We start from the raw sequence: 25,151 nt of genomic DNA on the forward strand, positions 1-25,151 counted from the left end.
GTCTGATTGGCCTGTTATTTGTATAGCATCTACAAAGGTTGGAAGTGTAAGTCCATTTCCATTCAAATCATGAAGAAAGAGGTAGACATCATGGGTATTTTCTCTCGTTTCACCGACATAGTGAACTCTAATATCAACGCATTACTGGATAAGGCGGAAGATCCTGAAAAAATGGTGCGCCTGATTATTCAGGAAATGGAAGATACGCTGGTGGAAGTGCGTTCCACGTCAGCAAAAACCATTGCCAATAAAAAAGAGATCAGCTCGCAAATCAGTAAACTGCAGCATCAGGCTGATGATTGGCAAGCTAAAGCTGAGCTGGCACTAAGTAAAGACCGTGACGATTTAGCCAGAGCAGCGTTGGTTGAAAAGAAAAAAGCCGCTGAGCATGCTGAAGCACTGACAAAAGAACTGCAACTGGTTGAAGATCAGATTGCTAAACTACAGAGTGAGACAGCGCAGTTGCAGGAAAAGTTAGCTGATGCGAAAGCCAGGCAGAAAGCTATTATTTTGCGTCAGAAGACTGCGCAATCAAGACTTGAGGTGAAGCGCACGCTGGACAGCAGTAAAGTCGATGATGCTATGGGACGCTTTGAGCGGTATGAGCGCAAGATCGATGATTTAGAGAGTCAAATTGAAGCCTATGATCTTGGCCAGAAGACCTTAGCCGACGAATTTGCTGCGCTGGAAGCCGGTGATAAAGTAGACGATGAGCTGGCAGAGCTGAAAAAGAAATTGAATAAAAAAAGCACCAAAGCAGCAAGTAAAGACTAAGCCTATAGGCAGCCTAGGTTGAGGAGAAGATTGTGGAAGATGTCATAGGTATTTTAGTAGCGCCCATCATCATATTTATGATTTTTGTGGCGCCCATCTGGTTAATTCTGCATTACCGCAGTAAGAAACAAGTAGCACAGGGCTTGTCTAAGGAAGAGTTTACAACCCTGACTGAGTTGGCCGACAAGGCGGAGAAGATGGCTGATCGCATTCAGACATTGGAAGCTATTCTGGATGCCGAAGCGCCGCAGTGGAGGAACCGGGCATGAAAACCAAAGGTGAAATGTTTCGCAATAGTCAAAAAGGTAAAGTTGCCGGTGTCTGTGCAGGAATTGCAGACTACTTCGGCTGGGAAGCCTGGTTGATTCGAATCATTTTGGTCTCTGCGGTATTACTTTCTGGACCGTTTTTCATCATGGCTTATATTGCTGCCTGGTTTATTCTGGATAAAAAGCCGGTGACGGAAGCGTCAGTCAATCAACAGGGCAAGGGTTGGTATAGCGGTGAAGAGGACAATTCTCATGTAGAGGTTAAGTCTAAGGTGTGGCAAGCAGGAGAGCCTCCTCGTCAGGCGTTTAAGGATATTAAGGGACGTTTTGACAGACTGGAGATGCGTCTGCGTAAAATGGAGACCTATGTCACTTCTTCTGAGTATCAATTGAACAGAGAAATCAGTCGTTTGTAATATTGTGACCATTAGCGTGGAGGGGCGGGTAACCGCCCATTTTTGTATTTGAAACAGGATGTAGGATGACAGACAGCGGCATACAAAGCTTTTTTGAACGTTTGCAGGGTAAGGCCCATCAGGCTGCCAGTCGCTTAGCTGACCAACACGTTAAACTGGCGGTAACCGGTCTTAGCGGCGCAGGCAAAACGGCATTTATTACGTCCCTGGTCAATCAATTGCTAGAGAGCACGGGGTCGGCCAACCTGCCTTTCTTCACTGTCAGCAAAGAAAGCCGACTAATTGGTGCTAAACGTGTCACTCAGCCCGATCTTCGTTTGGCCAGATTTGCCTATGAGCAAGGGATGGACGCCTTGAATGCGGAGTTACCAAGCTGGCCTACACCTACTCGCGGTGTCAGCCAGATCCGTTTGCATCTTCGCTATAAACCCGGACAAGGGGTCAGTAAGTATCTGTTTGATCAATCAACCCTGATTTTGGACATACTCGACTATCCAGGAGAATGGCTACTGGATTTACCCCTGCTGGGTATGGATTATGCTCAGTGGAGCGCATTTTGTGTTAAGCAAATGCAAGAAGGCGCCAGAGTCAGTCTCAGTGAGCCCTTTCGTGCAGCTTTACAGGAGATGAAATGGCTGGGGCAGGGAGACGAGTTAAAGCTCCAAGGTTTAGCCACCCTGTTCAGACAATACCTGGCAGAGTGCAAACAGCAGGGATTAGAGCTAATTCAGCCGGGACGCTTTGTCTTGCCCGGTGAATTGGAAGGTGCACCGGTACTGCAATTTGTGCCCTATATTGCCAACCAGACAGACATTGACTGGCAAAGTCTTCCTGCAGGGAGCAATTTGGCACTGTTGGTAGACAGGTATAATGAATATCGCAGCAAAGTGGTTAAACCATTTTATAAAGCGTATTTCAGCGACTTAGATCGGCAAATCGTATTAGTGGATTGCTTATCGGCACTTAATCGCGGGGAACAGGCATTTGATGAGTTGCAGCAGGCAATCAACTGGATACTAAAGAGCTTTGATTACGGTAAAAATTCTTTGCTGCGCAGAATGTTTTCACCGCGCATTGATAAGCTAATCTTTGCTGCCAGTAAAGCCGACCATGTGACGCCAGACCAGCATGATAATTTGATTCGTTTGCTTGAGTCTATGGTGCACAGCGCCAGGCAAGATATGCAGTATCAGGGCGTTAAATTACAGACAACAGCGCTCGCTGCCATTCGCGCTTCTCAGGTTGGACAAACTCTTTATCAAGGACAAAGGCTCAGTGTGCTCACCGGGCATGGCCTGCAAGGTGAAACCTTAACCCTCTATCCTGGCGATGTACCATCCCGTCGACCCGCTCCTACCTTCTGGCAGAAACAAGGATTTGAGTTTCCGCAGTTTGCTCCGCCGGCTAGAGACCCATTAACCGCCTTACCACACATTCGCATGGATCAAATGTTGGAGTTTTTGTTAGGAGATAAGCTGGTATGAATAATATGTCTCCGGAGACTCAGTTAAAGCCTAGAGTTGTACTAGATAATGAAAGCCCAGAGAGGGGGCCTGAAACTATCAGGAAGGCCATGCATATAGAAGATGAGGTGGAACTGACCTTACCTGTCGAATCAGATGTGCAACCCGCTCCGAAGCTCGACAGTGTTAGGCCCGGCAAACTTTTCTGGCTGTTACTTCTGGCACTGCTGTTGGGCACTGCGCAATTAGGGGTAAATTTGTGGCAAGGCTGGTTAGCCTTGGACTTACTCGCCATGGCCTGGGCCATTTTGCTGCTTTCTGGGATCGTTGGTGTCAGTTGGTCTATTGGTCGTGAATGGTTAAGTTTTCGCAAACTTGAGCAGCGGGAGCATCTGCAGCAAATAGCGTTGGGTTTTAGCCAAAGCCCGGCGATTGGTGAGGCAGGGAATTTTTGTCGGGATCTTTTAGCTAAAATGCCATCTGCTTCTCAAGCGGATGGGCAAAACTGGCTGACTTCACTTGAACAGCATTATGCCGACAGGGAAGTGATTCAACTCTTCGAGCAGCAGGTTATGGCACCTGCCGATAAAAGGGCGTTAGATGAAATTAGCCGCGAGGCCAAAGCCTCGGCTGCACTCATTGCGGTTAGTCCTTTTGTTATGTTGGATATGTTGTTGGTGCTGTGGCGAAATCTTCGCATGATCAACAAGATCTGTGCTTGCTATGGGGTGAAAACCGGATACTTGAGCAAGATTGCATTATTGAAAAAGACCGTACGCACTATGTTATATGCAGGGGCCAGTGAACTTTTGGCCGAAGCCTCGGCCTGGGCGCTGGGGGGCAGCCTGACGGCAAAATTATCAACCCGGGTGGCCCAGGGGCTGGGTGCTGGCGTGCTGACTGCAAGATTTGGTGTACAGGCATTAAAACACTGTCGTCCTTTGCCTTTCGTCAGTGAAACAGAGCCGAAGATCAGTGTGATTGCCTCTGGCGTTTTAACGCAATTCCGTGGCATAGATGATTCCACTAAGACCGTCAGTCGTAATGATGGACAAAACGCTTAGACAATAGGTACCAGGGGAGGGGTAAACCTGACCTTGTAAAAAAACTGTTACAGTTGAAACTATTGGCTAACGTGCCAGTCGCTTTTTCTTTGCCACTATTTGAGTAGACTCACGTCCAACTTAATAGCCCTGATGCAGGTATCAGGGCGAAGCGAACAACAAGCGACAGATTTGTATGAGTAAAAGTACCCAATATGTTTCCCGTCAGCCGGATGCGAATGGGGTTATCCACTGGAGCGATGAAGAAAACCAGATTTGGCATGATTTGGTTGAGCGTCAGTTGCAGATTATCCGCGGGCGAGCCTGTGATGAGTTTATGCATGGCCTGGATCTGCTTAATTTACCGCATAACAGAATTCCCCAGCTACATGAAGTCAATGAGGTACTTGCCAGAGAGACGGGCTGGCAGGTCGCACAGGTGCCGGCACTGATTAACTTTGATGAGTTTTTTAAGTTGCTGGCAAACAAGCAGTTCCCGGTAGCTACCTTTATCAGAACCCGGGAAGAGTTCGATTATTTGCAAGAGCCGGATATATTCCATGAGATATTTGGTCACTGTCCCCTGTTAACAAACAAAGCATTCGCCCACTTTACCCATACATATGGAAAGATTGGCTATGCGGCAAGTAAGCAAGATCGCGTTTATCTGGCCAGGTTGTATTGGTTTACCGTGGAATTTGGCTTGTTAAAACAGGCTGATAGCTTACGAATTTACGGTGGTGGAATTCTTTCCTCGCCAGGTGAAACCTTGTATGCCCTGGAAAGTGACAAGCCTGAGCGCCATGATATGGTGCCGCTGGAAGCACTGCGTACTCCGTACCGAATTGATATCATGCAGCCGGTTTACTACACCCTGAATGGTTTGGACGATTTATTTGGGCTAGCTGAGATGGACATGATGGCGCTGGTGGAAGAGGCTAAACAACTTGGTTTGCATGCACCTAAGTTTCCGCCAAAGCCGCAAAAGATGGCCAGTTGAAGTAAGTATTATTGGAGAACAACAAAACCATGAGCAATTTAACCCAACAAAAATGTGAAGCCTGCCGAGCAGATGCCCCACAAGTATCTGAGCAGGAACTGGCCGAGCTGATACGTGATATTCCTGATTGGGTACCTCAGGTCCGGGATAATGTTATGCAGTTAGAACGTGAGTTTACCTTCAAGAACTTCAAGCAGGCTTGGGCATTTTCCAACCAGGTGGCTGAATTGGCTGAGGCTGAGTTCCACCATCCTTCTATCCTGCTTGAATGGGGTAAAGTAACTGTTACATGGTGGACTCATGCGATTAACGGATTACACAAGAATGATTTTATTTGCGCGGCGAAAACTGACGCTCTGCTGAAGTAACTAGCCCAGGCTTCGGTATATTGCCGAAGCCTTACCATCCCAGCTTCCTACCTTTTCTTCAGACTGGTATACCAGATTTCGCTGTTCTCGCCCTTTTGAATGTCATAAAATGTTTACAACCTCGTCACATTGGATTTGTCTATGCGTTTGGAGATCAGCTGTCAGGATCGACTTGGGATTACCCAGGATGTGCTGGATATACTGGTTGAATATGAAATCAACCTGCGTGGCATAGAGATCGACAGCAGCGGTAAGATCTTTTTGCATTTTCCGAATGTTGAATTTGCAGAATTTCAGCATTTGATGCCCAAAATCCGTCGTATCGAAGGCATTGAGGACGTCAAAACTACGCCATTTATGCCTATCGAGCGCGAGCAAAATCAACTTAGAGCTTTGCTGCGCACTTTACCGGATCCGGTTTTTTCTATCGATAGTCGCGGCAATATCCTATTGGTGAATGAAGCTGCGGTCTCCAGCCTTGAAAGCTCGCAGGATGAACTGGTCGGCAAAGATATTGCCGAGTTTGTTAAAGGGTTCAATTTTGGACGTTGGCTGGACGGTAAACAGGTACTTGCACAAACCCAAAAGGTTAAATTCATTGAGCAGGATTTTCTGGCTGACATTCTGCCGGTGATGGTGGCAGACGGCGAAGCCGACTCGGTGTTAGCCGGTGCCGTTCTGTTGCTGAAATCTGAGTATCGACTGGGGCAGCAACTGACAGTATTTCATCAAGCCAGTGGTGATTCTTTTAATGAAATCCACGCAAGCAGCGCACAAATGAAAAAAGTGGTGCGGGAAGCCAAAAAAATGGCTGAACTGGATGCACCAATATTGCTTGTAGGAGAAACCGGAACGGGCAAAGAGCTGATTGCCAGAGCTTGCCATCAAGCCAGTCGTCGCGGAGGCCATGAATTCGTTGTGCTGAATTGCGCCTCAATGCCGGATGATATGGCCGAGCAAGAGTTGTTTGGCTACGGGCAAGGTGCGTATGGGCAGAGCCAGGCAAAAAGTGGCTTGTTGGAGCAGGCAGAAAACGGCACCTTGTTCCTGGATGAAGTGGGTGACATGTCGTTGTCATTGCAGGCCAAGCTCTTACGTGTTTTACAAGATGGTACCTATCGCCGGGTTGGTGACACCAGGGAACTGGTGGTGAATGTTCGTATTATCGGAACCACGCAGAAAGACCTGGCGCAGATGGTGGTAGAAGGGCGTTTTCGTGAAGACTTGTATTACCGGCTTAATGTTTTAAGTTTGGCTATCCCATCATTGCGGGAAAGAAAGAGCGATGTGATTGGTTTGGCCGAGCACTTCCTGAAGAACCAAAGCGTTAAGTTGGGACGCAGGCCACCTAAACTGAATAAGTCCTGTGTTGACTTTCTGCAAGGTTATCCCTGGCCAGGTAATGTAAGGCAGTTGGAGAATGCGTTGTATCGTGCACTCACACTGCTGGAACGCGATGAGTTAAGCAAAGAAGATATCCAGTTGCCTGACACTATGGCCAGTTCCAGTTATTTCTCCAGCGAAGTGGAAGGTACACTGGATCAGGAAGTTAAACGCTTTGAAAAAGACTTGTTGCGTCGCTTGTATCCGACCTATCCAAGCACCCGACAGTTGGCCCGTAAGCTGGGACTGAGTCATACAGCTATCGCCAATAAGCTCAGAGAGTACGGGATCAGTAAGAAAACCGTAAAGGTTTAAGTTTGCCGGAACATCTTCGGCGTAAATGCATTTTTACGCCGAGATAGACAGCCAGACTCACTTAACTGTATATCATGCGCTTTAATTTAACTCTCACCTGTTGTTAAGTAGTAAGAGTGACATTCAGGGTAGGTGCGCCTTTTGCAAACTTACTGTGCTTAAGCATTTCGAACAAATAAAGAAAGAAGTATGAAACTAGCGACACTTAAAAATGACACCCGCGATGGACAATTAGTCGTCGTCAGCAAGGATTTGCAATCTGCTGTTGCGGTGACCCATATTGCACCAACCATGCAATATGCTTTGGATAACTGGGATACCTTGTCCATGCATCTGCAGGCCACTTATCACGCACTGAACATAGGTCAGTTGGATGATGTAATGGTGTTTGAACCAGGCTTGTGCGCATCTCCCTTGCCCAGAGCTTATCAATGGGCCGATGGCAGTGCCTATGTGAATCATGTTGAGTTAGTCAGAAAAGCGCGTGGTGCAGAATTACCGCCAAGTTTCTGGACGGATCCTCTGATGTATCAAGGGGGCTCTGATGACTTTATCGGACCCAATGACGATATTCTAGTGGCCGATGAAGCCTGGGGCATAGACTTTGAGGCCGAAGTCGCGGTTGTTACCGGCGACGTGCCAATGGGCGTATCTTCACTGGAAGCGGGCAATCACATTCGACTGATTATGCTGGTCAACGATGTATCACTACGAGGCTTGATTCCACAAGAGTTGGCGAAAGGATTTGGATTTTTCCAATCCAAGCCTGCGTCTTCTTTTTCTCCTGTGGCCGTTACGCCCGACGAGTTAGGTGATGCCTGGCAAGGATTTAAACTGCAGCTTCCGTTGCAATCCACGCTGAATGGCAAGTTGTTTGGCAAACCCGATGCAGGGGTCGACATGACTTTTGATTTTGGTCAGTTAATTGCTCATGCGGCTAAAACCCGTAATTTGCGAGCCGGTGCAATTATTGGGTCCGGAACTGTGTCCAACAAGCAGGGAACAGAATACGGCAGTGCTATAGAAGATGGCGGTGTTGGCTATTCTTGTATTGCTGAAGTACGCATGATTGAAACCATACGTGAAGGTAAACCTAGCACCCCTTTTATGAAGTTTGGCGACAGAATTCGCATTGAAATGCTCGATGAGCAGGGCAGCAGTCTGTTTGGCGCTATAGATCAATACATCAGAGAGTATCCATAATGAGCATTAAATTGCATGGTTATTGGCGTTCATCGGCCAGTTACCGGGTCCGTATTGCGCTTAATCTCAAAGGTATTGCTTATGAATATGTGCCAGTGCATCTTGTTAAAGATGGTGGAGAACAACATCAGGCTCGTTATCAGGGATTAAATCCATCTGAATTGGTGCCAACTCTGGTAGATGAAGATGAGGATATTATTCTCAACCAGTCACTGGCGATCATTGAGTATGTGGATGAAAAGTATCCATCTGCGGTTAAGCTTCTGCCGGAGCATAAACTGCAACGGGCCAGGGTGAGGGCGCTGGCGCAGGATATCGCTGCGGATATTCAACCCCTGGCAAATTTGCGGGTATTGCAATATTTGGAAAGCCACTACCAAGTTGATGCTGACGGCAAAGCTGAATGGAGTCGTCATTGGATTGAAAAGGGGTTTGCTGGGATTGAAAAACGCTTGCAGACCACGGCGGGCAAATACTGTTTTGGCTTTGATCTGAGTTTGGCGGACGTTTGTTTAGTGCCGCAAATCTACAATGCGCTGCGTTTTGGTGCGGATATGGCCAGTTTTCCGTTGATTCAGCGAATTCATGAGAATTGCAACAAGTTGCCTGAGTTTGTTGCTGCAAAGCCGGAAAATCAACCTGATGCTCAATAGTTAAAGCGGCTTTGCCCGGCAAGCCGGGCAAATCATTATTATTGGTTCTTGATGGGCAGTTCGGTAGTGTTCTTAACTTGCTTCAGGGCAAAGGTAGAACTTAGATGATCCACGCAGGGAAGGTGAGTGAGCTTGCTTTTTAGCAGCAACTCATATTCTTCAATGCTCTCTACCACGACTTTGAGCAAATAGTCCTTCTCACCGCTGGTGGTGTGGCATTCCACGACTTCAGCAATATGTTGAACGGCAGCTTCAAAGCCATTGAGAGATTCTTCGTCATGATTTTTAAGTGTGACATAGATGAAAACACTCACACCAAGGTTGAGTTTCTTACCGTCAAGCAGGGTGACTTTACGTTTAATAATGCCATCACTCTCCAGGCGTTTAACCCTGCGCCAACAAGGCGTATGGGATAATCCCACCCGCTGACTGAGTTCAGCCATGGAGACGGTGGCGTCTTTTTGTAGCACCCGGAGAATTTCGCGATCAAATTTATCTAATTTCATAAAGCACAGAGGGTTTATAAAGTGGCTCAAGGATGCGGAAAAACAAGGCGTTTTTCAACTGAAATTACTAGGATGAGCCTCCTACTCAGGTTCGATTTTTAAGATTGGTGTTGCTCATTGAGGCTGGGCATGGGCTAAAGTTAGCAAGACATGTCCTCTGTTCTATGCGCTACCATGTGCAACAATTTTCTAACATCCCGCATTTTTACAGGGTAACAATATGTCTGTTTTCGATCACAAGGCCTACGACAATCATGAAGAGGTGGTGTTTTTCCATGATGCCAAGTCAGGATTAAAGGCCATCATCGCTGTGCACAACACTAATTTAGGGCCAGCCTTGGGCGGGTGTCGGATGTGGCCTTATGCCAGCAGTGAAGAGGCGTTAACTGACGTACTCAGATTGTCAAAAGGCATGTCATACAAGTCTGCCATGGCCAACCTCAAGTTGGGGGGCGGTAAGTCAGTAATTATCGGTGATCCTCGTAAGGATAAATCTGATGCCATGATGTTGGCGATGGGCGAATTTGTTCAGCGCCTGGGCGGCAAATACATCACCGCTGAGGATTCAGGTATTGCGGTTCGTGACCTGCAATTGATGGCTAAGCACAGTGACTTTATTGCAGGTACGCAGGCTAAATTCCGTTACGATGGCGGGGAGGCTGATGGTAACCCTGCACCTTCGACTGCCTATGGTGTATTTGTTGGCTTACGTGCTTCAGTGCGCCATGCCTTGGGTTCAGACTTAAATGGGGTGAAAGTGGCTATTCAGGGACTTGGACACGTTGGTTACCGCTTGGCAGAGCATCTGCATAAAGAAGGGGCCAAGCTTTTTGTCACGGATATTTATCCGGATAACCTAGATCGGGCCGTTCAGGAATTAGGCGCTACTGTGGTGTCTCCTGATGAGATCTTCGGTTTGGATGTGGACGTGCTGGCTCCTTGTGCCATGGGTGCCATCATTAATGATAACAGTCTTTCTCTACTCAAGGCTCGTGTGGTTGCGGGCGCTGCCAACAACCAGCTAGCTGAAGAGCGTCATGGTCACATGTTGAAAGACAAAGGTATCTTGTATGCACCAGACTACGTAATTAATGCTGGCGGTGTTATCGATATTTATCATCAGAAGATGGATAGCAACGCACAAGCCATGCGAGAGCATATCGAAGGTATTGGCGATACTTTGGTTGAGATATATCAGCGCGCGGAGCAGCAAGGTTTGCCGACCAACCTGGAAGCTAATCGCATGGCCGAAGAGCGTTTTCTGAACCGTTAAGACTTAAATCCGCTCTGTGCCCTTGCAACCTGTGTGGGCATCGGGGATAATGCGCGCCGCTTTACAAGCGGCGTGTACGCTTTTTAAAGCTTATCAATGGTGGTCCTGTCGGTCCTCTCGCAATGATACTTTATGAACCCGGTCAGGCCCGGAAGGGAGCAGCCGCAGTAAAGGACTCATGTGCCGGGATGTGGCTGGTGGGACCGCCACCTCCACTAAGCTTTCTTCTTCGCATCGTCTGAATCCAGATACTTCAGGGCTTTCTCCATGGCTTCTGCAACGTTCATTTCCATCTGTTGTCGCTCGCTTACCGAGATGTAAAAGGCCATATCAACTTCAAATCGAATATACTTGGCAGGACATTGATTTAACGTCAGACAACACAAGTCGGCGATAAAATCATCATCTTGGTTTTTATGCAATCCGAGCTTCTCTATTCTTTCTAATACTAAATGCTCGTAATAATTATGAATATCGTCGTCTAGTTTCATGGTTTATCCCGTTCAGAATTGATTCCAGAAGGCTAGTTGATGATTTGTCATCCAGCCAGACACAACCGCCATATCATGATGGTAAACTCCAGTTTGTCAGAATAACGGATAATAATCATGAAAAAGAATCTGGAACCCTGCTACTACGGTGATTACCTGCATTTGGATAAGTTGCTGAGTGCACAGCACTTGCAAAGTGCTAAATACGGTGAAGCTGCACACGATGAAACTTTGTTTATCATTGTTCATCAGGTTTATGAACTTTGGTTTAAGCAAATCCTGCATGAACTATCCTCCGTCATTGATGTGTTTTCTGAGCAACAGGTGAAGGATCAGCAGTTGACTACAGTTGTACATCGACTAAAGCGAGTTATTAGTATTCAGGGTCTACTTAATGACCAAATAAGTGTGATGGAGACCATGAGTCCCCAGGAATTCCTGGCTTTTCGGGACTATCTGGTACCGGCTTCTGGTTTTCAGAGTATTCAGTTCAAAATGCTGGAGATTGGTTTAGGCCTGAAAAGGGAGTTCCGCATCGATTTTGATAAGCAGTCTTTTTATAACCGCCTGGAATCAAAGGACAGAGATTTTCTAGAAGCCTTGGAGAAGAAAGACAGCTTGTTTGAATTGACCCAGCGTTGGTTGGAACGTCTGCCTTTGCTGGAGTTCGATGATTTCAAATTTTGGACTCTGTATCGCCAGGCGACTGATAAAATGTTAGTCAGCGATGAGGCAATCATCCGCAGCAATCCAACCCTGACCGAAAAGGACATGCGTCAGGAACTTAAAGAGCTGCAATCCACCCGCGATACTTTTGCGGCTTTGTGGGATGAGCAGGAATATAGCCATTGGCAGAGCCAGGGACATTTCAGATTGTCGCAGCGAGCCTTACTTGCCGCTCTCTTTATCAACCAATATAACGAAGAGCCCCTATTTAACCTGCCTTATCAATTCATTACTTGCCTCACCGAGATTGACGAGAAGTTAACTATTTGGCGTTACCGCCATGCAATGATGGTGCAGCGTATGCTAGGCGGAAAGATTGGCACGGGGGGATCTTCGGGACATGAGTATTTAAAACGTACGACCGAATCGAATCGCATTTTTAAAGATTTTTTCAATATGGCAACATTCATGCTACCCAAAGCGGCCCTGCCGGAACTGCCTAGCAAGGTAAAAAACCAATTGGGTTTTGCTTTAGTAAAGAGTTAATTCTAAGAATATCAAGGGCATGGGAGAAGTCTGAATTTCGCAGTTTGACATTGAAATGTAACGGATTGCTTTTTTGCCTGCTTTCTGCTTGTGTAAGGAAATTGTTACAAATGGATTATTTTGTGTTCTTTGGACGGGGTGAGAGCTTAAATGCATCCTAAAGTGCCGGTTGACCGTATTGAAGTCACGTGTATATTATCAATCAGGGGTTCACTACCCCTTACAAAAAATATCCGCTTAAGCGGAATTAAAAATTGCCACAAACAAAACTAGAAGTGGTCCAGGGAGACAATATATGTTTACATTCAGAAGAAGCCTGACAGCCTTGGCTGTTACGGCAAGCTTAGGCCTTGCTGTACCTGCAATGGCGACAGATACCAACGGCTTTATCACAGGTAGTGCAACTACGACCAGCGGTACTGTTCTTTCAGGCACAACTGTTACCATCGAAAACATTGAAACCGGTCTGAAACGTTCTGTTACAACTGGTGATAATGGTGTTTTCCGTTTTCCTTTGCTGCCACCAGGAGCCTATAAGGTTACTGCTGAAAAAGATGGTTACCAGACCTTAGTTCAAGAGAAGGTTCAGGTAGGTATCAGCGGCAAAGTCAATATGGATATTGAGCTTAGCAGCGAAGACGTTGAAACTATTTCTGTTACTGGTTCTATGGTGTCTATGGTTGACGTAACCAGTACCAGCACGGGTATTACTGTAGATGCAATGGTACTGGAAAAAGTTCCCGTGCCCCGTGATTTTACTGGTGTAGCCTTGTTAGCACCTGGGACAACCAAAGGGGACAGTGCATTCGGTGACTTGCCTTCTATCGGTGGTGCCTCCGTTGCAGAAAACGCGTTTTACGTGAATGGCCTGAATATTACCAACTTCCGTACTGGTGTAGGCTCTAGTGAGCCGCCGTTCGACATGTTCGAGACCTTTGAAGTTAAAACCGGCGGTTATTCAGCTGAGTTTGGTCGTGTAACGGGCGGTGTTATCAACGCAAAAACCAAGAGCGGTAGCAACGAATTTAAATTCGGTATGAATGCCTATTGGGAACCCGACTCACTACGTGCGGACAAGCCCACCACCTACACTGCCGACGGACTTTCCCGTCTTGATAACCGTTATGATGAAAATGATTACTGGGATGTAAATATCTGGGCAAGTGGTGCGATTATTGAAGATCGCTTGTTCTACTATGCTTTGTACAATCCTCGTTCAGACATTTTTGAGTATCGTGGTCGCGAAACTCAAAGCGGTGCAGACCTACTTCAGGAAGTGTATAAAGACGAAGATAAGGATGCATTCTGGGCTGCCAAGATTGACTGGTACATTAATGATTCCAACATTTTGGAAGTCACAGCCTTCTCTGATGAAAGTAAAGAGGAGAACTATGTTGATTTCGCCACAAACGGTCAGATAGATTCGTCCAGACAGACGCTTGGTTTTACGGAAAATGGTGGCAAAAACTACACGGTTAAGTACACCAGTATCCTGACAGACAACTTCTCGGTATCTGCACAGTGGGGGTTGAACAAATACAACCGTTCTACTACAAGTGCCTTGGATGTGAACCCTGTGGTTTATCGTCGTTTGGACAGTAATGCAGCATTTGTCATTGGTGGTAACTGGGCCAACTTTACCTTCGGTACCGGCGAGGATGAGCGTGAAGTATTGCGTGTCGATGCAGATTGGTATCTGGGCGATCATGAGATCCGTTTTGGTATTGATACAGAAACCTTAACCGCAGTGCAAACCACCGTTAACTCGGGTAACTATTACTACCTGATTTATATGGATGATGTTACCGATCCAGCAAACCCATCACCTTATGAAGTACGCCGTCGTACTTATGCATCCGGTGGTGAGTTCGAGAACAAAAATACGGCGTTCTATATTCAGGACCAATGGCAGGTAAGCGATAACCTGGTACTTAATTTAGGTGTGCGTAACGACTCTTTTGAAAACAAGAACGGTGCAGGCGATACCTTTGTTAAGCTTGATAATAATTGGGGATTGCGTACCGGTGCGGTTTACGATCCAACCGGAACCGGTGACTCCAAAATTTGGGTGAACTACGGTCGTTACTATCTGCCGGTGGCTGCCAACACCAACATCCGCTTGTCAGGTGCAGAAACCTATATCCAGGAATATCGTGAGTGGACCGGTTTTGCAGATTCAACGCTGGAAATTCCGAATTTTGATGGCGCACAAACCCGCCCGGATGATGTGTTCTCTAACGGCGATGTACCTTCTGCGGATGCTATCGTAGATGCGAATCTGGATTCCATGTACTCGGATGAGTTTATTGCCGGTTATCAGTTCCAGTTGAACGATGAATGGAGCATGGGAATTCAGGCGACCTATCGCGAGCTGTCCACTACTATTGAAGACGTAGCGATAGACTATGGCTTCAACAAGTATCTGGAACGTGAGTTTGGTAGCTCTTGTACTGAGTGTTCAGGCTTCCATTACTATGTGTTGGCTAACCCTGGTGCTGATATTACTGTGACCACCGATCCGGATGGTGACGGCCCGCTGAAAGAGCAGGCGTATACTATTCCTAGTTCAGATCTAAACTACCCAGAGTCCGTTCGTAACTTTGGTCAGCTAGACATCACAGCAGAAAAAGCCTGGGATGGCGTATGGATGATGAAAGCCGCTTACACCTGGTCACACAGCTGGGGTAACAACGAGGGTTACGTTCGTTCGGATAATGGTCAGGATGATGCAGGTCTTACAACCTTGTTTGACCAGCCGGGTCTGCTTGATGGTGCCTATGGTAATCTGCCGAACGACAGACGCCATGCGGTTAAGGTATTCGGTTCTTATCAGTTGACTGATGACCTGCAACTTGGTGCTAACTTCCAGTGGCAAAGTGGCCGTCCGAAGAATGCTTTTGGTTATCACCCCACTGATGAATTTGCCCGTATCTACGGCTCAGAATCATTCTACTCTCAAGGTGAATTGGTTCCTCGTGGCTCGTTGGGTACCACACCAAGTACTTGGCAGTTGGATTTAACCGCTAGTTACCAAATGGACCTGGGTGATTTCGATCTGACGTTGCGTGCAGACGTTTTCAACGTATTCAATAACGACGGTGTGACCGAAGTTTTTGAGATTCGTGATGACGAAGCGGCACCAACTCAGGGGGCCTATGTTAAACCTGGCATTGATGCAGACTTTGGTAACCCGTCAAATTGGCAAACGCCGCGTTTCGTACGCTTAAGTGCAAACCTGCGCTTCTAATCTAGTACAACGCAAATAAGTAAACGAAGCCCCGTATAGCGGGGCTTCTTATTTTCAGCCTAAAACAAATGAAGAAGTGGTGTGTTGTGACAGGGATAAATACAGCGTTGACGCAGTTGGTTGGTGCTTTGAAACAAAGTGATGATGTCTTAATCGAAGCGCTTATCGAGAAACTAATTCAAAGCAAAGTCTCCTTGAATGAAGACTGGCTGGGGATAAGCCGGGTGGCATATATGGCTTGTCATCCTAAACTGGCACTGTCAGCACTGGCTCAATTTGAACCAGAACCCGGATCCCAAAGTTTCGTGAAGAAACTAGCCATGATGTTGGAGTGCGGGGACATTGCAAATGTTGAGTCCACACTGAGGGCTCTGCCATTACATGCTTATACTCCAGCAGTTTTACACTTCAAGGCGACGTTAAAACTGCAGCTTGGTGATTTTGTTCAAGCAAGCGCTAGTGCCAGGCAAGTACTGAAGAGTTATCCAGCCTCTGGTGAATCATGGCTAAACTTGGTTAACGCCGATACATCCGTTACATTTAACGGTGCCGAGTATCAACAAATGCGGAAACTAGCAGAGTCCATGTTTTTGCGGCAGACACCGCCAAGCCAATCTTTGGCATGCCTATATTCAGCACTTTCAAAGCTGGAGTTCTCGGCCGGAGAATATGACCTCGCGTTCTTATCAGCACAGCGAGCGGCGAGTTCCGATACCCGAGGTAATTCTTATAGCTTTGAGCAGGAACTTAAAGCCGCAGATAAGCTCATAAAAACCACCGAATTGCCACCGTTTTTGCCAGACCCTGGTCAGCCAGAAATAAAGCCCATTTTTATCGTAGGGCTTCCTCGTAGCGGCACCACCTTACTAGAGCAGGCATTAAAAGGGTATTCGGGGAGTTTCGGGCTTGGTGAATGTGAGACCTTAACCAAGGCTGTGGCTTTTGTTGTCGGGAAAGCTGGGCAGTCAGCTCAATCTGTTGCTGGTGAGCAGAATTTGACGGCTGAGCAGAGACATCAGATTAAGAGATTGTATATAAGAGAGGTTACTGCACTGGGGGGGGATTTTACACAGTGCATTGATAAAAGTTTAAGTAACATATGGCATGTTGGATTGATTAAGCGCTTATTTCCGCAATCTACAATTATCCATATTGAACGTGAACCATTGGATTCAGCATGGTCATGTTTCCGAACGCATTTTAGTCAGGGATTGGAGTGGAGTTTAGATCTGGAACAGATTGCAGAGCACTTTCATATCCATTATCAACTTAAAGAACACTGGTTGTCTCAGAGCGCTTTAGTGCCAATAAAGTACGTTGATCTGGTTAACAAGTTTGAGGAAACTATGAGCAATATATTGAGACACCTCAAAGTCTCAGAACAGCCTGTCAAATCAGACTTCCACATTGCAGAGGGACTGGTCAAAACGGCCAGTGTCAGTCAGGTTCGCAAACCTCTTTCAAAAACGATCACGGGCGATGGGGAAGCAGTTAAGCGCCAAATGGAGAAATTTACACTCAGATTGGATGTATTGCGCGGTGCCCAAAAAGCAAATTAGCTTCGCAACTTGGTTAATTACCTGAAACCAAAAGTTATCTTCTTAACAATGAAAGGAATATGTTGTTTACTTGTTAAGCGAAAGTACTGGCGGAACCAAGTGTTTGGCGCTGTGATATCAATCATTGAAACGTCCTATCTTGGCCCCGCTCTTTGCTGCTTGCGGTTTCGTCACTGACAAATAGACAGCTAGCCTTGACAATTTTGATCGTTCCATGTGAACATTCGGCGTTCGAGTCGGCGGGCTTCGTTGGTCCATCTTCGGTATGGCCTGCCTTCTCAAATATTATTAATAGAACCGTTTTTAAGCCCCTCGTGGTCGGCTGGACCAGGCTGGTCTCGGGGATTCAAGAAAAGAAATTGGTTGGGAACTATGTCCAAAATGAGCAAGAGAAATCTAATTGCTTCTGCCGTTATCGGTGCCTTCGCACTAGGTGGCAGCCAAGTTGTCTCTGCAGACCCTCTTAAAAATTTGCAAAACGAAGAAGCAAAGATCCACGCGGCTGCAGCGCAATCCCAAAAGAAGATCGACAAGATCTATGAGCAAACTCAAGAATTACTGTTTGAGTACCGTGGTGTCGTTGATGAGACCGAGAACCTGAAGGTCTATAACGATCATTTGGCTCGTTTGGTTGCTTCACAGGAAGAAGGTATTGCCTCTCTGCAACGTCAAATCGACGGTATCGAAGGCGTTAAGCGTGGCGTAGTTCCTCTGATGTATCGCATGATTGATGCGCTGGAACAGTTCATTGAGCTGGACCTGCCTATCAATTACGAAGAGCGTAAAGCGCGTGTAGCGCATTTGCGTGATCTGATGAGTAATGCAAACGTAACTGTTTCTGAGCAGTTCCGTCAGGTTCTGGAAGCCTATCTGATTGAAAACGAATACGGTAATACTATCCGTGTTTATCAGGAACAGCTTCAGTTCAACGGTCAGAACATTGCTGCTGACTTCTTCAACCTGGGCCGTACCGCGTTGTTGGCGTTGTCTTTGGACCAGAAGCAAGCTTGGGTCTGGAACAATCAGAGCCGTGCTTGGGAAGAGCTGGGTGATGAATACCTGAATTCCGTAGTTAAGGTTATCAAGATGGGCCGTAAGTTGGAGCCCTTCGATCTTATCAAACTGCCAATTAAAGCTGCGGAGTAATCAGAATGAAAAACCTATTCAAATCTGCCCTGCTTGCAGCTGCGATGGCTGTGAGCGTTGCACCTGTTCAAGCTGCTACCAGCTTGGATCAGTTGCTCGAACAAGTTAAAAAGAACCGTGTTTCCGAAGCGCGTATTAACGCTCAACGTGAAGCCGAGTTCAATTCTGCTCGTGCTGATAAGCAAGCATTGTTAAAGAAAGCGCAAGACGGTTTGAAGGCCGAACAGGCTCGTGGTGACCGTTTGGCTAAGCAATATGCGGACAACGAAGTACGTTTAGCCGAAAAAGAGCAGGAGCTGAAAAATGCGACTGGTACTTTAGGTGAGATGTTCGGTGTGGTTCGTCAGTCGTCTGGTGAAGCCTATGGTCTGATTTCTAGCTCAATTGTTAGTGCTCAGTATCCAGGTCGCTCAGCTTTCTTGGAAGGTATGGCCTCCGAAAGTAAAGGTCTGCCAAACATTCAGGAACTGGAAGAACTGTGGTTCGCGCTGCAAACTGAAATGACTGAGTCTGGCAAAGTTGCCCGTTTCGAAACTGATGTTATCAGCTTGGATGGTGGTTCTAGCCGTCAGGAAGTAGTGCGTGTTGGTACGTTCAACCTGGTGAGCAAAGATGGTTATCTGACCTACAATGCTGAGAAAGGGCAAGTACAGCCACTTGGACGTCAGCCTGACAGCTATATGGTAGATGATGCATCAAGCTTCATGGATGCCAAAGCTGGTTTCAATCCTTTCTTTGTTGACCCGACTCGCGGCACTATTTTGGGCCTGTTGACTGCTAAGGCAACTTTGTCTGAGCGTTATCATGCAGGTGGTGTAGTAGGTTACGTTATTACTGGTATGTTGGCTCTAGGCTTCCTGATTGCTATCTACAAGTTCGTAACACTGACTACCATTAGTGCCAAAATGCGTTCACAGCTGAACAATACAGCCAATCCTTCTTCTTCTAACCCGTTAGGACGTATCCTGAAGGTTTATCAAGAGAATAAAGGCGCTGATGCTGAGAACCTGGAATTGAAACTGGATGAAGCTATTCTGCGCGAGCTGCCAAGCATTGAGTCCGGTATCAATATCATCAAGATCTTCGCTGCAGTAGCCCCTCTGTTGGGTCTATTGGGTACGGTTCTGGGTATGATCGCAACCTTCCAGCAAATTACGCTGTTCGGTACCGGTGACCCTCGTATTATGGCGGGAAGTATCTCAATGGCCTTGGTAACTACTGCTCAAGGTATTATTGCGGCACTGCCTCTGATTCTTCTGCACAGCATTGTTGCTGGTCGCAGCAAGTCAATCGTGCATATCCTGGATGAGCAAGCTGCGGGTATCGTAGCGGCTCACGCCGAGGTGGAGAAAGCTTAATATGTTATACCTGATAGAACTCTTGGAATCTGTCAGGGATTTTATCGCTACCGGCGGTGACGTACTGTATGTTGTTGCTGCCGCGCTCTTCCTCATGTGGATATTGATGATTGAGCGCTACTGGTACGTCACCAGCGTGTTCCCTAAGGTGATGAAGCAAATCATCACCGACTGGGACGCAAGGAAGGACACCACATCCTGGTATGCGCATAAGATTCGTGATGCATGGATTTCGCAAGCATCAGACAAACTCAGTGAGAGAATGTTGTTGATTAAAACTTTGGTTGCCATGTGCCCCCTTATTGGTCTGTTGGGCACAGTAACCGGCATGATTACCGTATTTGAAATCATGGCGGTGCAGGGAACGGGTAACCCGCGCTTGATGGCAGGAGGTATCTCCATGGCTACAATTCCCACTATGGCGGGAATGGTTGCGGCGCTTTCCGGTGTGTTCTTCAGCACACGTCTGGAAGCCAAAGTTAAAATTTCTAAAGAGAAGTTGGTCGACAGCTTGCCTCATCATTAAAGAGAGATTTATATGGCTCGTAAACATCGTGCAGAAGAAGAAGAAGCAACGATCGACATGACTCCCATGTTGGACATCGTGTTCATCATGTTGATCTTCTTTATCGTAACTACCTCTTTCGTAAAAGAGGCAGGTATCGAAGTAAATAAACCTAAGGCTGAACAAGCGACTAAACAGAAATCTGCCAACATCTTTATCGCCATCAATGAAAATGGTGAAGTATGGATGGATAAGCGTATGGTTGATGTTGAGCGTGTGTCTGCCAACATTGAGCGCCTGCTGGCTGAACAGCCGACTGATGTCGTAATCGTTCAGGCTGACGTTGAAGCCAAACACGGTGTCGTTGTTGAAGTAATGGATCAGATCAAGGCTGCTGGCATTGATAGGATATCGGTAGCAGCAAAGGATAATTAATATGCTTCGTCTAATAGTATCAATACTAGTAGGTGCGGCCATTACCTTTGCCTTGTTTGTGATAATGGCAAAACTGATTGCCAATTCTTCACGGCCTGCTGACGAGGTTCCGGAGATTCCGGTAATCGACGTCGTCATGAGTGAGCCGGAAGATAATACGCAAACTCGTTCCAGGGTGCCGCCGCCGCCGCCACCGCCGCCGCAGCAGCCGCCTAAAATGCAGCCTCAGGAGCCTGAAGCTAACGATCCTAACACTGACGGCATGTCATTTAACTTGCCTGGTGTAGACGTTGGTGGTGCTGACGTGGCCATTGGTGGGCCTGGTGCTTTGATGCGCGATGGTGAAGCAACACCAATTGTGCGTATCGAGCCTAAGTACCCTATAGAGGCAGCGCGTGACGGTAAAGAAGGATGGGTTAGACTGTCTTTCACTATCAACGAGGTAGGTGGTGTTGAAGACATTGAAGTTATCGATGCCGAACCCAAACGTATCTTTGACCGTGAAGCACGTCGCGCTCTGAGCCGTTGGAAGTACAAGCCCAAGGTTGTAGATGGCAAGCCTGTTAAGCAGGTTAATCAGAAAGTACAGTTGGACTTTAAGTTGGAGCAATCGTAATGAAAATAACGAAAAATCCAATCAGTAAGCTAATCGTGCTGAGCTCTATGGTGCTCTGTTCATACTCTGGGTTGGTGCAGGCGCAATCTGCACCACCAGTGGTATGTCCTGGTTACAAACAAGGGCCGTCTAATATTCCGAGTGAACGCGTAGGTAAGAAGATTCAGAAAGCTTTCGAAGCATACAATAATGAACAGTTGCAAGAAGCACTGAGCATCCTGTATGAAATCGATACTTCGGATCCCTTTGATCGTGCCTTTACTGACAAGTTTATTGGTCAGCTTCTGGCTTCGCAGGAAGGGCAAGCTTCGAAAGCCCTGGGTTACTTGCAGAACTCGGTAAAAGACAAGCAACTGACAGATGGCGATCATGCGTCTATCTTGAAACTTGTTGCTGACCTCAACCTGCAGGAACAGAAGTACAGTGATGCTCTGGTCTGGTATCAGAAGTACATCGACTTCACCTGTAAGCAAGATCCTGATGTTTATGTTCGTATGGCTAACGCGAATTACGAATTAAAGCAGTGGGATAAGGTTGTAGGGCCAGCAGACAAAGCTATCGCCTTGTACGAAAAGCCAAATAAGAACCCTTATGTTCTGAAGCTGTCAGCATTTTTTGAACGTAAGATGTGGCCGCAAACTATTGAAGTCGCAGAGGAATTGGTCAGACAATTCCCTGATACTGCCCAGTGGTGGTCGCAATTAGGTATGTTCTACGCTCAGGTTGAGGACTTTAAGAAATCTTTGGCTATGCTGGAAGTTGCCTATAACAACGGTTTTTTGACTAAAGAGTCTGAAATCCGGGTGCTTAGTCAACTGTATGCAACTAATGATATTCCTTACAAAGCAGCCACCATCATGGAGAAGCACCTGAAGGATGGTTTGCTTAAGAGTGACGAGAAGAATTTTGCCAGTTTGGCAAATGCCTTCCACTCTGCTAAGGAGATCAAAAAGGCTGCTTATTACTACGGCAAAGCTGCTGCACTGAGTAATGATGTCGATCACTATCGTCGTCAGGGCTCACTGTTAGCCGCAGCTGAAGATTATAAGAATGCCATCCCTGCATTTGATAAAGCGTTAGAGCTAGCTAAAGGTAAAGATGAAGGTAAGTTACATATCGAATTGATGACTTCTTACTTTTATTTGAATGATTTTAAGCAAGCCTACAAGCACGTTAAGCTGGCAATGAATGACAGCGCAACGGCACGCACAGCGAAGAGCTGGGAAGCTTATATTAAGGAAAAGGCTCGTAACCGCGGTGTAAAACTGTAAGTTTCGAGTAGAACTTAGTTAAAAGGCCCCGCGATATCGGGGCTTTTTTTTGTCTGATCCGGCCCAAAATACCATTGACATTTTCCTAAGCCCGAAGAGGAAAGTGTAATGAAATCTTATACACAACGAACACAGAGAGATTATTCCCTAGGCTGACTAATGTATCGGCTATTCATAATATTTGTATTCTTTGAAAACTGTCCTTGCCAAGCGCTTCACTTGCTTCAGGCTATTTTGTCTGAAAGTATTCCGTCCTGAATAATATTGCTCTAGTCTGAAATTTCATTCTTTAAAGAAATGTGAAATTATTTTTTTGCTGCATTGGTCTAACATCATGTTAGTGCCTTTCGGCCAGTCACCTGTATTAATACAATTTTTGCTTAGGAACTGAATATGAAACAGATAAAGAAAACCGGTATAGCAACAGCTTTAGGTGCCGTAGTGATTGGCTCTCTGTCAAATGTGAGCATGGCTGCAGATAACGGTGCATTTGCAATGCAAGCCTTAGAAAGCGGTTATATGCAGTTTGCTGGAGAAGGGAAATGCGGCGAAGGTAAGTGCGGTGAAGACAAAAAAGCCAAGAAAGAAGGGAAGTGTGGCGAAGGTAAGTGCGGTGAAGACAAAAAAGCCATGAAAGAAGGAAAATGTGGCGAAGGTAAGTGCGGTGAAGGCAAAAAAGCCATGAAAGAAGGAAAATGTGGCGAAGGTAAGTGCGGTGAAGGCAAAAAAGCCATGAAAGAAGGGAAATGTGGCGAAGGTAAGTGCGGTGAAGGCAAAAAAGCCATGAAAGAAGGGAAGTGTGGCGAAGGTAAGTGCGGTGAAAGCAAAAAGGCCATGAAAGAAGGAAAATGTGGCGAAGGTAAGTGCGGTGAAAGCAAAAAAGCCAAGAAAGAAGGGAAATGTGGCGAAGGTAAGTGTGGTGGTTCCCATTAAGCCATAAGAATAAAGAGGGCCGCCCAAGGCGGCCTTTTGCTTTCGTGCAGATCTTGAGGAAATCGTATGGCATTAAATGCGACGAATGTTGGTTTGGGATTACGTCGAGAGATGCTGGAAGAGGTTCAATCATTCGGCTGTGTACCCGTCGACTTTTGGGAAGTTGCACCAGAAAACTGGATGCCACTGGGTGGGCGTTATCAAAAGCAACTGAGTGCGCTTACTCAGCAATATGAGTTTAAAACTCACGGCTTGTCGCTTTCCATTGGTAGTCCTGATGCATTAGATATTGGCTTTGTGAAAGCGGTAAAGCGCTTTTTGGATGAATACAATATCAGTACCTACAGTGAGCATCTGAGTTATTGCTCTGCAGCCGGTCATCTTTACGATTTAATGCCCATTCCTTTTTGTCAGGACGCGGTGCGGCATGTTTCTGACCGAGTTAAGCAAGTGCAGGATATTTTGCAGCGACCTTTGGCGCTTGAAAATGTTTCCTATTACGCAGCGCCAGATGCACAAATGGCGGAGATAGATTTTATCTTATCGGTGTTGGAGCAGGCTGATTGCCAGTTGCTTCTTGATGTAAACAATATCTACGTCAATGGCGTTAATCATGGTTATGATGCAGTTACTTTTCTCAAAGCAATGCCCACTGACAGAATTGCTTATCTGCATATAGCCGGCCATTACAATGAAGCTGACGATCTCATCGTTGATACTCATGGAGCCGATGTTATTCAGCCCGTATGGGACCTGTTGGAGTTGACTTACCAAACCCATGGCGTGTTGCCCACCTTGTTGGAACGGGACTTTAATATTCCTCCTTTACCTGTGTTGCTCAAAGAAGTGGAGCGTATTCGGGCCTTGCAGATGAACTATTTACCCAGACAGGAACAACGAGCCTGATGTCACACTTATCAAAACAGTTCGCATTTGCTAATCACATCCGGGATCCGGAGACCTTTCCAGCACCTGAAGATGTTGAAGACAGACGAATGAATATCTACAGGGAGCTTTTTTTTAACAATGTCAGTGGCTTTGTTACTAATGGTTTTCCTGTTTTGTGTAGTCTCTACGACGACTCCACCTGGCAGCAGTTATGCCGGGCGTTTTTAGCCAAGCATGCCTGTCGTTCCCCTTATTTCGTGGATATCAGTAAGGAGTTTGTTGAGTTTATTGCCAATGAATACGCGCTTCAGCCTAGCGATCCTCCTTTTATGGCAGAGCTGGCTCATTATGAATGGGTTGAGCTGGCATTGAGCACGGCTAAAGGGCAAAGTGCTGGTGATTGGGCCGGGCAGCCTTATTCGGCAGTAAAGCTATCTGAACTGGCCTGGGTGCTTAGTTATGAGTATCCCGTACATCAGATAAGCACAGAATTTCAACCTGAAACCCCTTCAGGACCACACTATTATGTGGTGTTTCGGGATAAAGAGGATGATGTGCACTTCCTTAACATCGACCAAGTCAACGCTTTTGTATTGTCTTGCGTTGAAGATGACGCTGAAGAAGTTAGTGCTCTGATTGAAAAGCTACAAAATGCGATGCCGCATTTACCTGCAGACCAAGTTGCAGCAGGGTGCCGTCAGGCCCTGGATAAATTTGTCGGTAAAGGTATCTTAGTACCGACTTAGTTGCAGTTGACGCTTGATACTAACCTCTGCTGTTAATCCTTGTCAGTTTGCATTAAGATTTGCCGCTTCCGTTTTAAG

Annotated in this window: 25 protein-coding genes and 1 other RNA gene; 24 read left to right on the top strand and 2 right to left on the bottom strand. The window is 46.5% G+C overall.

All coding sequences use genetic code 11. The features are described from left to right. Window positions 1-90 precede the first annotated feature (90 nt). The 10 genes from pspA (at window position 91) to maiA (ending at window position 8,887) form a co-directional block, all read left to right on the top strand. On the top strand, window positions 91-774 hold the full coding sequence (pspA, locus tag J0A65_RS13440) for a phage shock protein PspA (protein ID WP_206594797.1): 684 nt from the start codon (window positions 91-93) through the stop codon (window positions 772-774). Window positions 775-851: 77 nt separating this feature from the next. Further along, complete coding sequence (pspB, locus tag J0A65_RS13445) at window positions 852-1,043, top strand: envelope stress response membrane protein PspB (RefSeq protein ID WP_232848779.1); 192 nt, start codon at window positions 852-854, stop codon at window positions 1,041-1,043. Continuing rightward, window positions 1,040-1,459: an envelope stress response membrane protein PspC gene (pspC, locus tag J0A65_RS13450; protein WP_206594707.1), complete on the top strand. Its 420-nt coding sequence runs from the start codon at window positions 1,040-1,042 to the stop codon at window positions 1,457-1,459. Before pspB ends, pspC begins: the two co-directional genes overlap by 4 nt. 65 nt (window positions 1,460-1,524) lie before the next feature. Then, window positions 1,525-2,943, top strand: a complete 1,419-nt coding sequence (locus J0A65_RS13455) for a YcjX family GTP-binding protein (protein WP_206594708.1) — start codon at window positions 1,525-1,527, stop codon at window positions 2,941-2,943. Between the two features lie 89 nt (window positions 2,944-3,032). After that, window positions 3,033-3,986 (top strand): TIGR01620 family protein, encoded by a 954-nt coding sequence (locus tag J0A65_RS13460; RefSeq protein WP_206594709.1) that lies wholly within the window; start codon window positions 3,033-3,035, stop codon window positions 3,984-3,986. 169 nt (window positions 3,987-4,155) lie between these two features. Next, on the top strand, window positions 4,156-4,965 hold the full coding sequence (gene phhA, locus J0A65_RS13465; RefSeq protein WP_332874348.1) for a phenylalanine 4-monooxygenase: 810 nt from the start codon (window positions 4,156-4,158) through the stop codon (window positions 4,963-4,965). A gap of 29 nt (window positions 4,966-4,994) precedes the next feature. Next, window positions 4,995-5,333, top strand: a complete 339-nt coding sequence (locus J0A65_RS13470; RefSeq protein ID WP_206594711.1) for a 4a-hydroxytetrahydrobiopterin dehydratase — start codon at window positions 4,995-4,997, stop codon at window positions 5,331-5,333. Between the two features lie 141 nt (window positions 5,334-5,474). Next, complete coding sequence (gene tyrR, locus J0A65_RS13475) at window positions 5,475-7,031, top strand: transcriptional regulator TyrR (RefSeq protein ID WP_206594712.1); 1,557 nt, start codon at window positions 5,475-5,477, stop codon at window positions 7,029-7,031. Between the two features lie 189 nt (window positions 7,032-7,220). Then, window positions 7,221-8,234: a fumarylacetoacetate hydrolase family protein gene (locus J0A65_RS13480; protein WP_206594713.1), complete on the top strand. Its 1,014-nt coding sequence runs from the start codon at window positions 7,221-7,223 to the stop codon at window positions 8,232-8,234. After that, entirely contained in the window at window positions 8,234-8,887 is a 654-nt protein-coding gene (gene maiA / locus J0A65_RS13485; RefSeq protein WP_206594714.1) for a maleylacetoacetate isomerase, read from the top strand. The genes J0A65_RS13480 and maiA overlap by 1 nt, the downstream gene beginning before the upstream one ends. 38 nt (window positions 8,888-8,925) lie before the next feature. On the opposite strand, the gene J0A65_RS13490 is transcribed toward maiA, so the two are convergent. Further along, window positions 8,926-9,393, bottom strand: coding sequence for an Lrp/AsnC family transcriptional regulator (locus J0A65_RS13490; protein ID WP_188696899.1), 468 nt, complete (start codon window positions 9,391-9,393; stop codon window positions 8,926-8,928). 220 nt (window positions 9,394-9,613) lie between these two features. Between J0A65_RS13490 and J0A65_RS13495 the strand changes: the two genes are divergently transcribed. Both J0A65_RS13495 and ffs read left to right on the top strand, forming a co-directional pair. After that, complete coding sequence (locus tag J0A65_RS13495) at window positions 9,614-10,666, top strand: Leu/Phe/Val dehydrogenase (RefSeq protein WP_206594715.1); 1,053 nt, start codon at window positions 9,614-9,616, stop codon at window positions 10,664-10,666. Window positions 10,667-10,772: 106 nt separating this feature from the next. After that, window positions 10,773-10,869, top strand: an RNA gene (gene ffs / locus J0A65_RS13500) — signal recognition particle sRNA small type. 12 nt (window positions 10,870-10,881) lie between these two features. Here ffs and J0A65_RS13505 read toward each other — a convergent pair. Next, entirely contained in the window at window positions 10,882-11,157 is a 276-nt protein-coding gene (locus J0A65_RS13505) for a late competence development ComFB family protein (protein ID WP_206594716.1), read from the bottom strand. A gap of 117 nt (window positions 11,158-11,274) precedes the next feature. Between J0A65_RS13505 and J0A65_RS13510 the strand changes: the two genes are divergently transcribed. From J0A65_RS13510 to J0A65_RS13565, 12 genes are all read left to right on the top strand, one after another. Further along, window positions 11,275-12,369 carry a tryptophan 2,3-dioxygenase family protein gene (locus tag J0A65_RS13510; RefSeq protein ID WP_206594717.1) on the top strand — a complete coding sequence of 365 codons (1,095 nt, stop codon included), beginning with the start codon at window positions 11,275-11,277 and terminating at the stop codon, window positions 12,367-12,369. 295 nt (window positions 12,370-12,664) lie between these two features. Beyond that, window positions 12,665-15,616 carry a TonB-dependent receptor gene (locus J0A65_RS13515; protein WP_206594718.1) on the top strand — a complete coding sequence of 984 codons (2,952 nt, stop codon included), beginning with the start codon at window positions 12,665-12,667 and terminating at the stop codon, window positions 15,614-15,616. Window positions 15,617-15,684: 68 nt separating this feature from the next. Further along, entirely contained in the window at window positions 15,685-17,175 is a 1,491-nt protein-coding gene (locus J0A65_RS13520) for a sulfotransferase family protein (RefSeq protein ID WP_206594719.1), read from the top strand. Between the two features lie 381 nt (window positions 17,176-17,556). After that, window positions 17,557-18,321, top strand: a complete 765-nt coding sequence (locus tag J0A65_RS13525; protein ID WP_206594720.1) for a DUF3450 domain-containing protein — start codon at window positions 17,557-17,559, stop codon at window positions 18,319-18,321. A 5-nt stretch (window positions 18,322-18,326) separates the two neighbouring features. After that, window positions 18,327-19,679 carry a MotA/TolQ/ExbB proton channel family protein gene (locus J0A65_RS13530; protein WP_206594721.1) on the top strand — a complete coding sequence of 451 codons (1,353 nt, stop codon included), beginning with the start codon at window positions 18,327-18,329 and terminating at the stop codon, window positions 19,677-19,679. Between the two features lies 1 nt (window position 19,680). After that, window positions 19,681-20,205 carry a MotA/TolQ/ExbB proton channel family protein gene (locus tag J0A65_RS13535; RefSeq protein WP_102796662.1) on the top strand — a complete coding sequence of 175 codons (525 nt, stop codon included), beginning with the start codon at window positions 19,681-19,683 and terminating at the stop codon, window positions 20,203-20,205. Window positions 20,206-20,217: 12 nt separating this feature from the next. Further along, complete coding sequence (locus J0A65_RS13540; RefSeq protein WP_188696923.1) at window positions 20,218-20,619, top strand: ExbD/TolR family protein; 402 nt, start codon at window positions 20,218-20,220, stop codon at window positions 20,617-20,619. Window position 20,620: 1 nt separating this feature from the next. Then, complete coding sequence (locus J0A65_RS13545) at window positions 20,621-21,235, top strand: energy transducer TonB (RefSeq protein ID WP_206594722.1); 615 nt, start codon at window positions 20,621-20,623, stop codon at window positions 21,233-21,235. Then, window positions 21,235-22,506: a hypothetical protein gene (locus J0A65_RS13550; RefSeq protein ID WP_206594723.1), complete on the top strand. Its 1,272-nt coding sequence runs from the start codon at window positions 21,235-21,237 to the stop codon at window positions 22,504-22,506. The genes J0A65_RS13545 and J0A65_RS13550 overlap by 1 nt, the downstream gene beginning before the upstream one ends. 393 nt (window positions 22,507-22,899) lie before the next feature. Continuing rightward, a complete protein-coding gene (locus tag J0A65_RS13555; protein ID WP_206594724.1) occupies window positions 22,900-23,439 on the top strand; it encodes an HvfA family oxazolone/thioamide-modified RiPP metallophore in 540 nt (179 codons plus the stop codon). 66 nt (window positions 23,440-23,505) lie between these two features. After that, window positions 23,506-24,345 carry an HvfB family MNIO-type RiPP peptide maturase gene (locus tag J0A65_RS13560; RefSeq protein ID WP_206594725.1) on the top strand — a complete coding sequence of 280 codons (840 nt, stop codon included), beginning with the start codon at window positions 23,506-23,508 and terminating at the stop codon, window positions 24,343-24,345. Continuing rightward, window positions 24,345-25,073, top strand: coding sequence for an HvfC family RiPP maturation protein (locus J0A65_RS13565; RefSeq protein WP_206594726.1), 729 nt, complete (start codon window positions 24,345-24,347; stop codon window positions 25,071-25,073). The genes J0A65_RS13560 and J0A65_RS13565 overlap by 1 nt, the downstream gene beginning before the upstream one ends. The last annotated feature ends 78 nt before the right edge of the window (window positions 25,074-25,151 follow it).

This window comes from Bowmanella yangjiangensis (genome assembly GCF_017255015.1).
Classification (GTDB): Bacteria; Pseudomonadota; Gammaproteobacteria; order Enterobacterales; family Alteromonadaceae; genus Bowmanella; species Bowmanella yangjiangensis.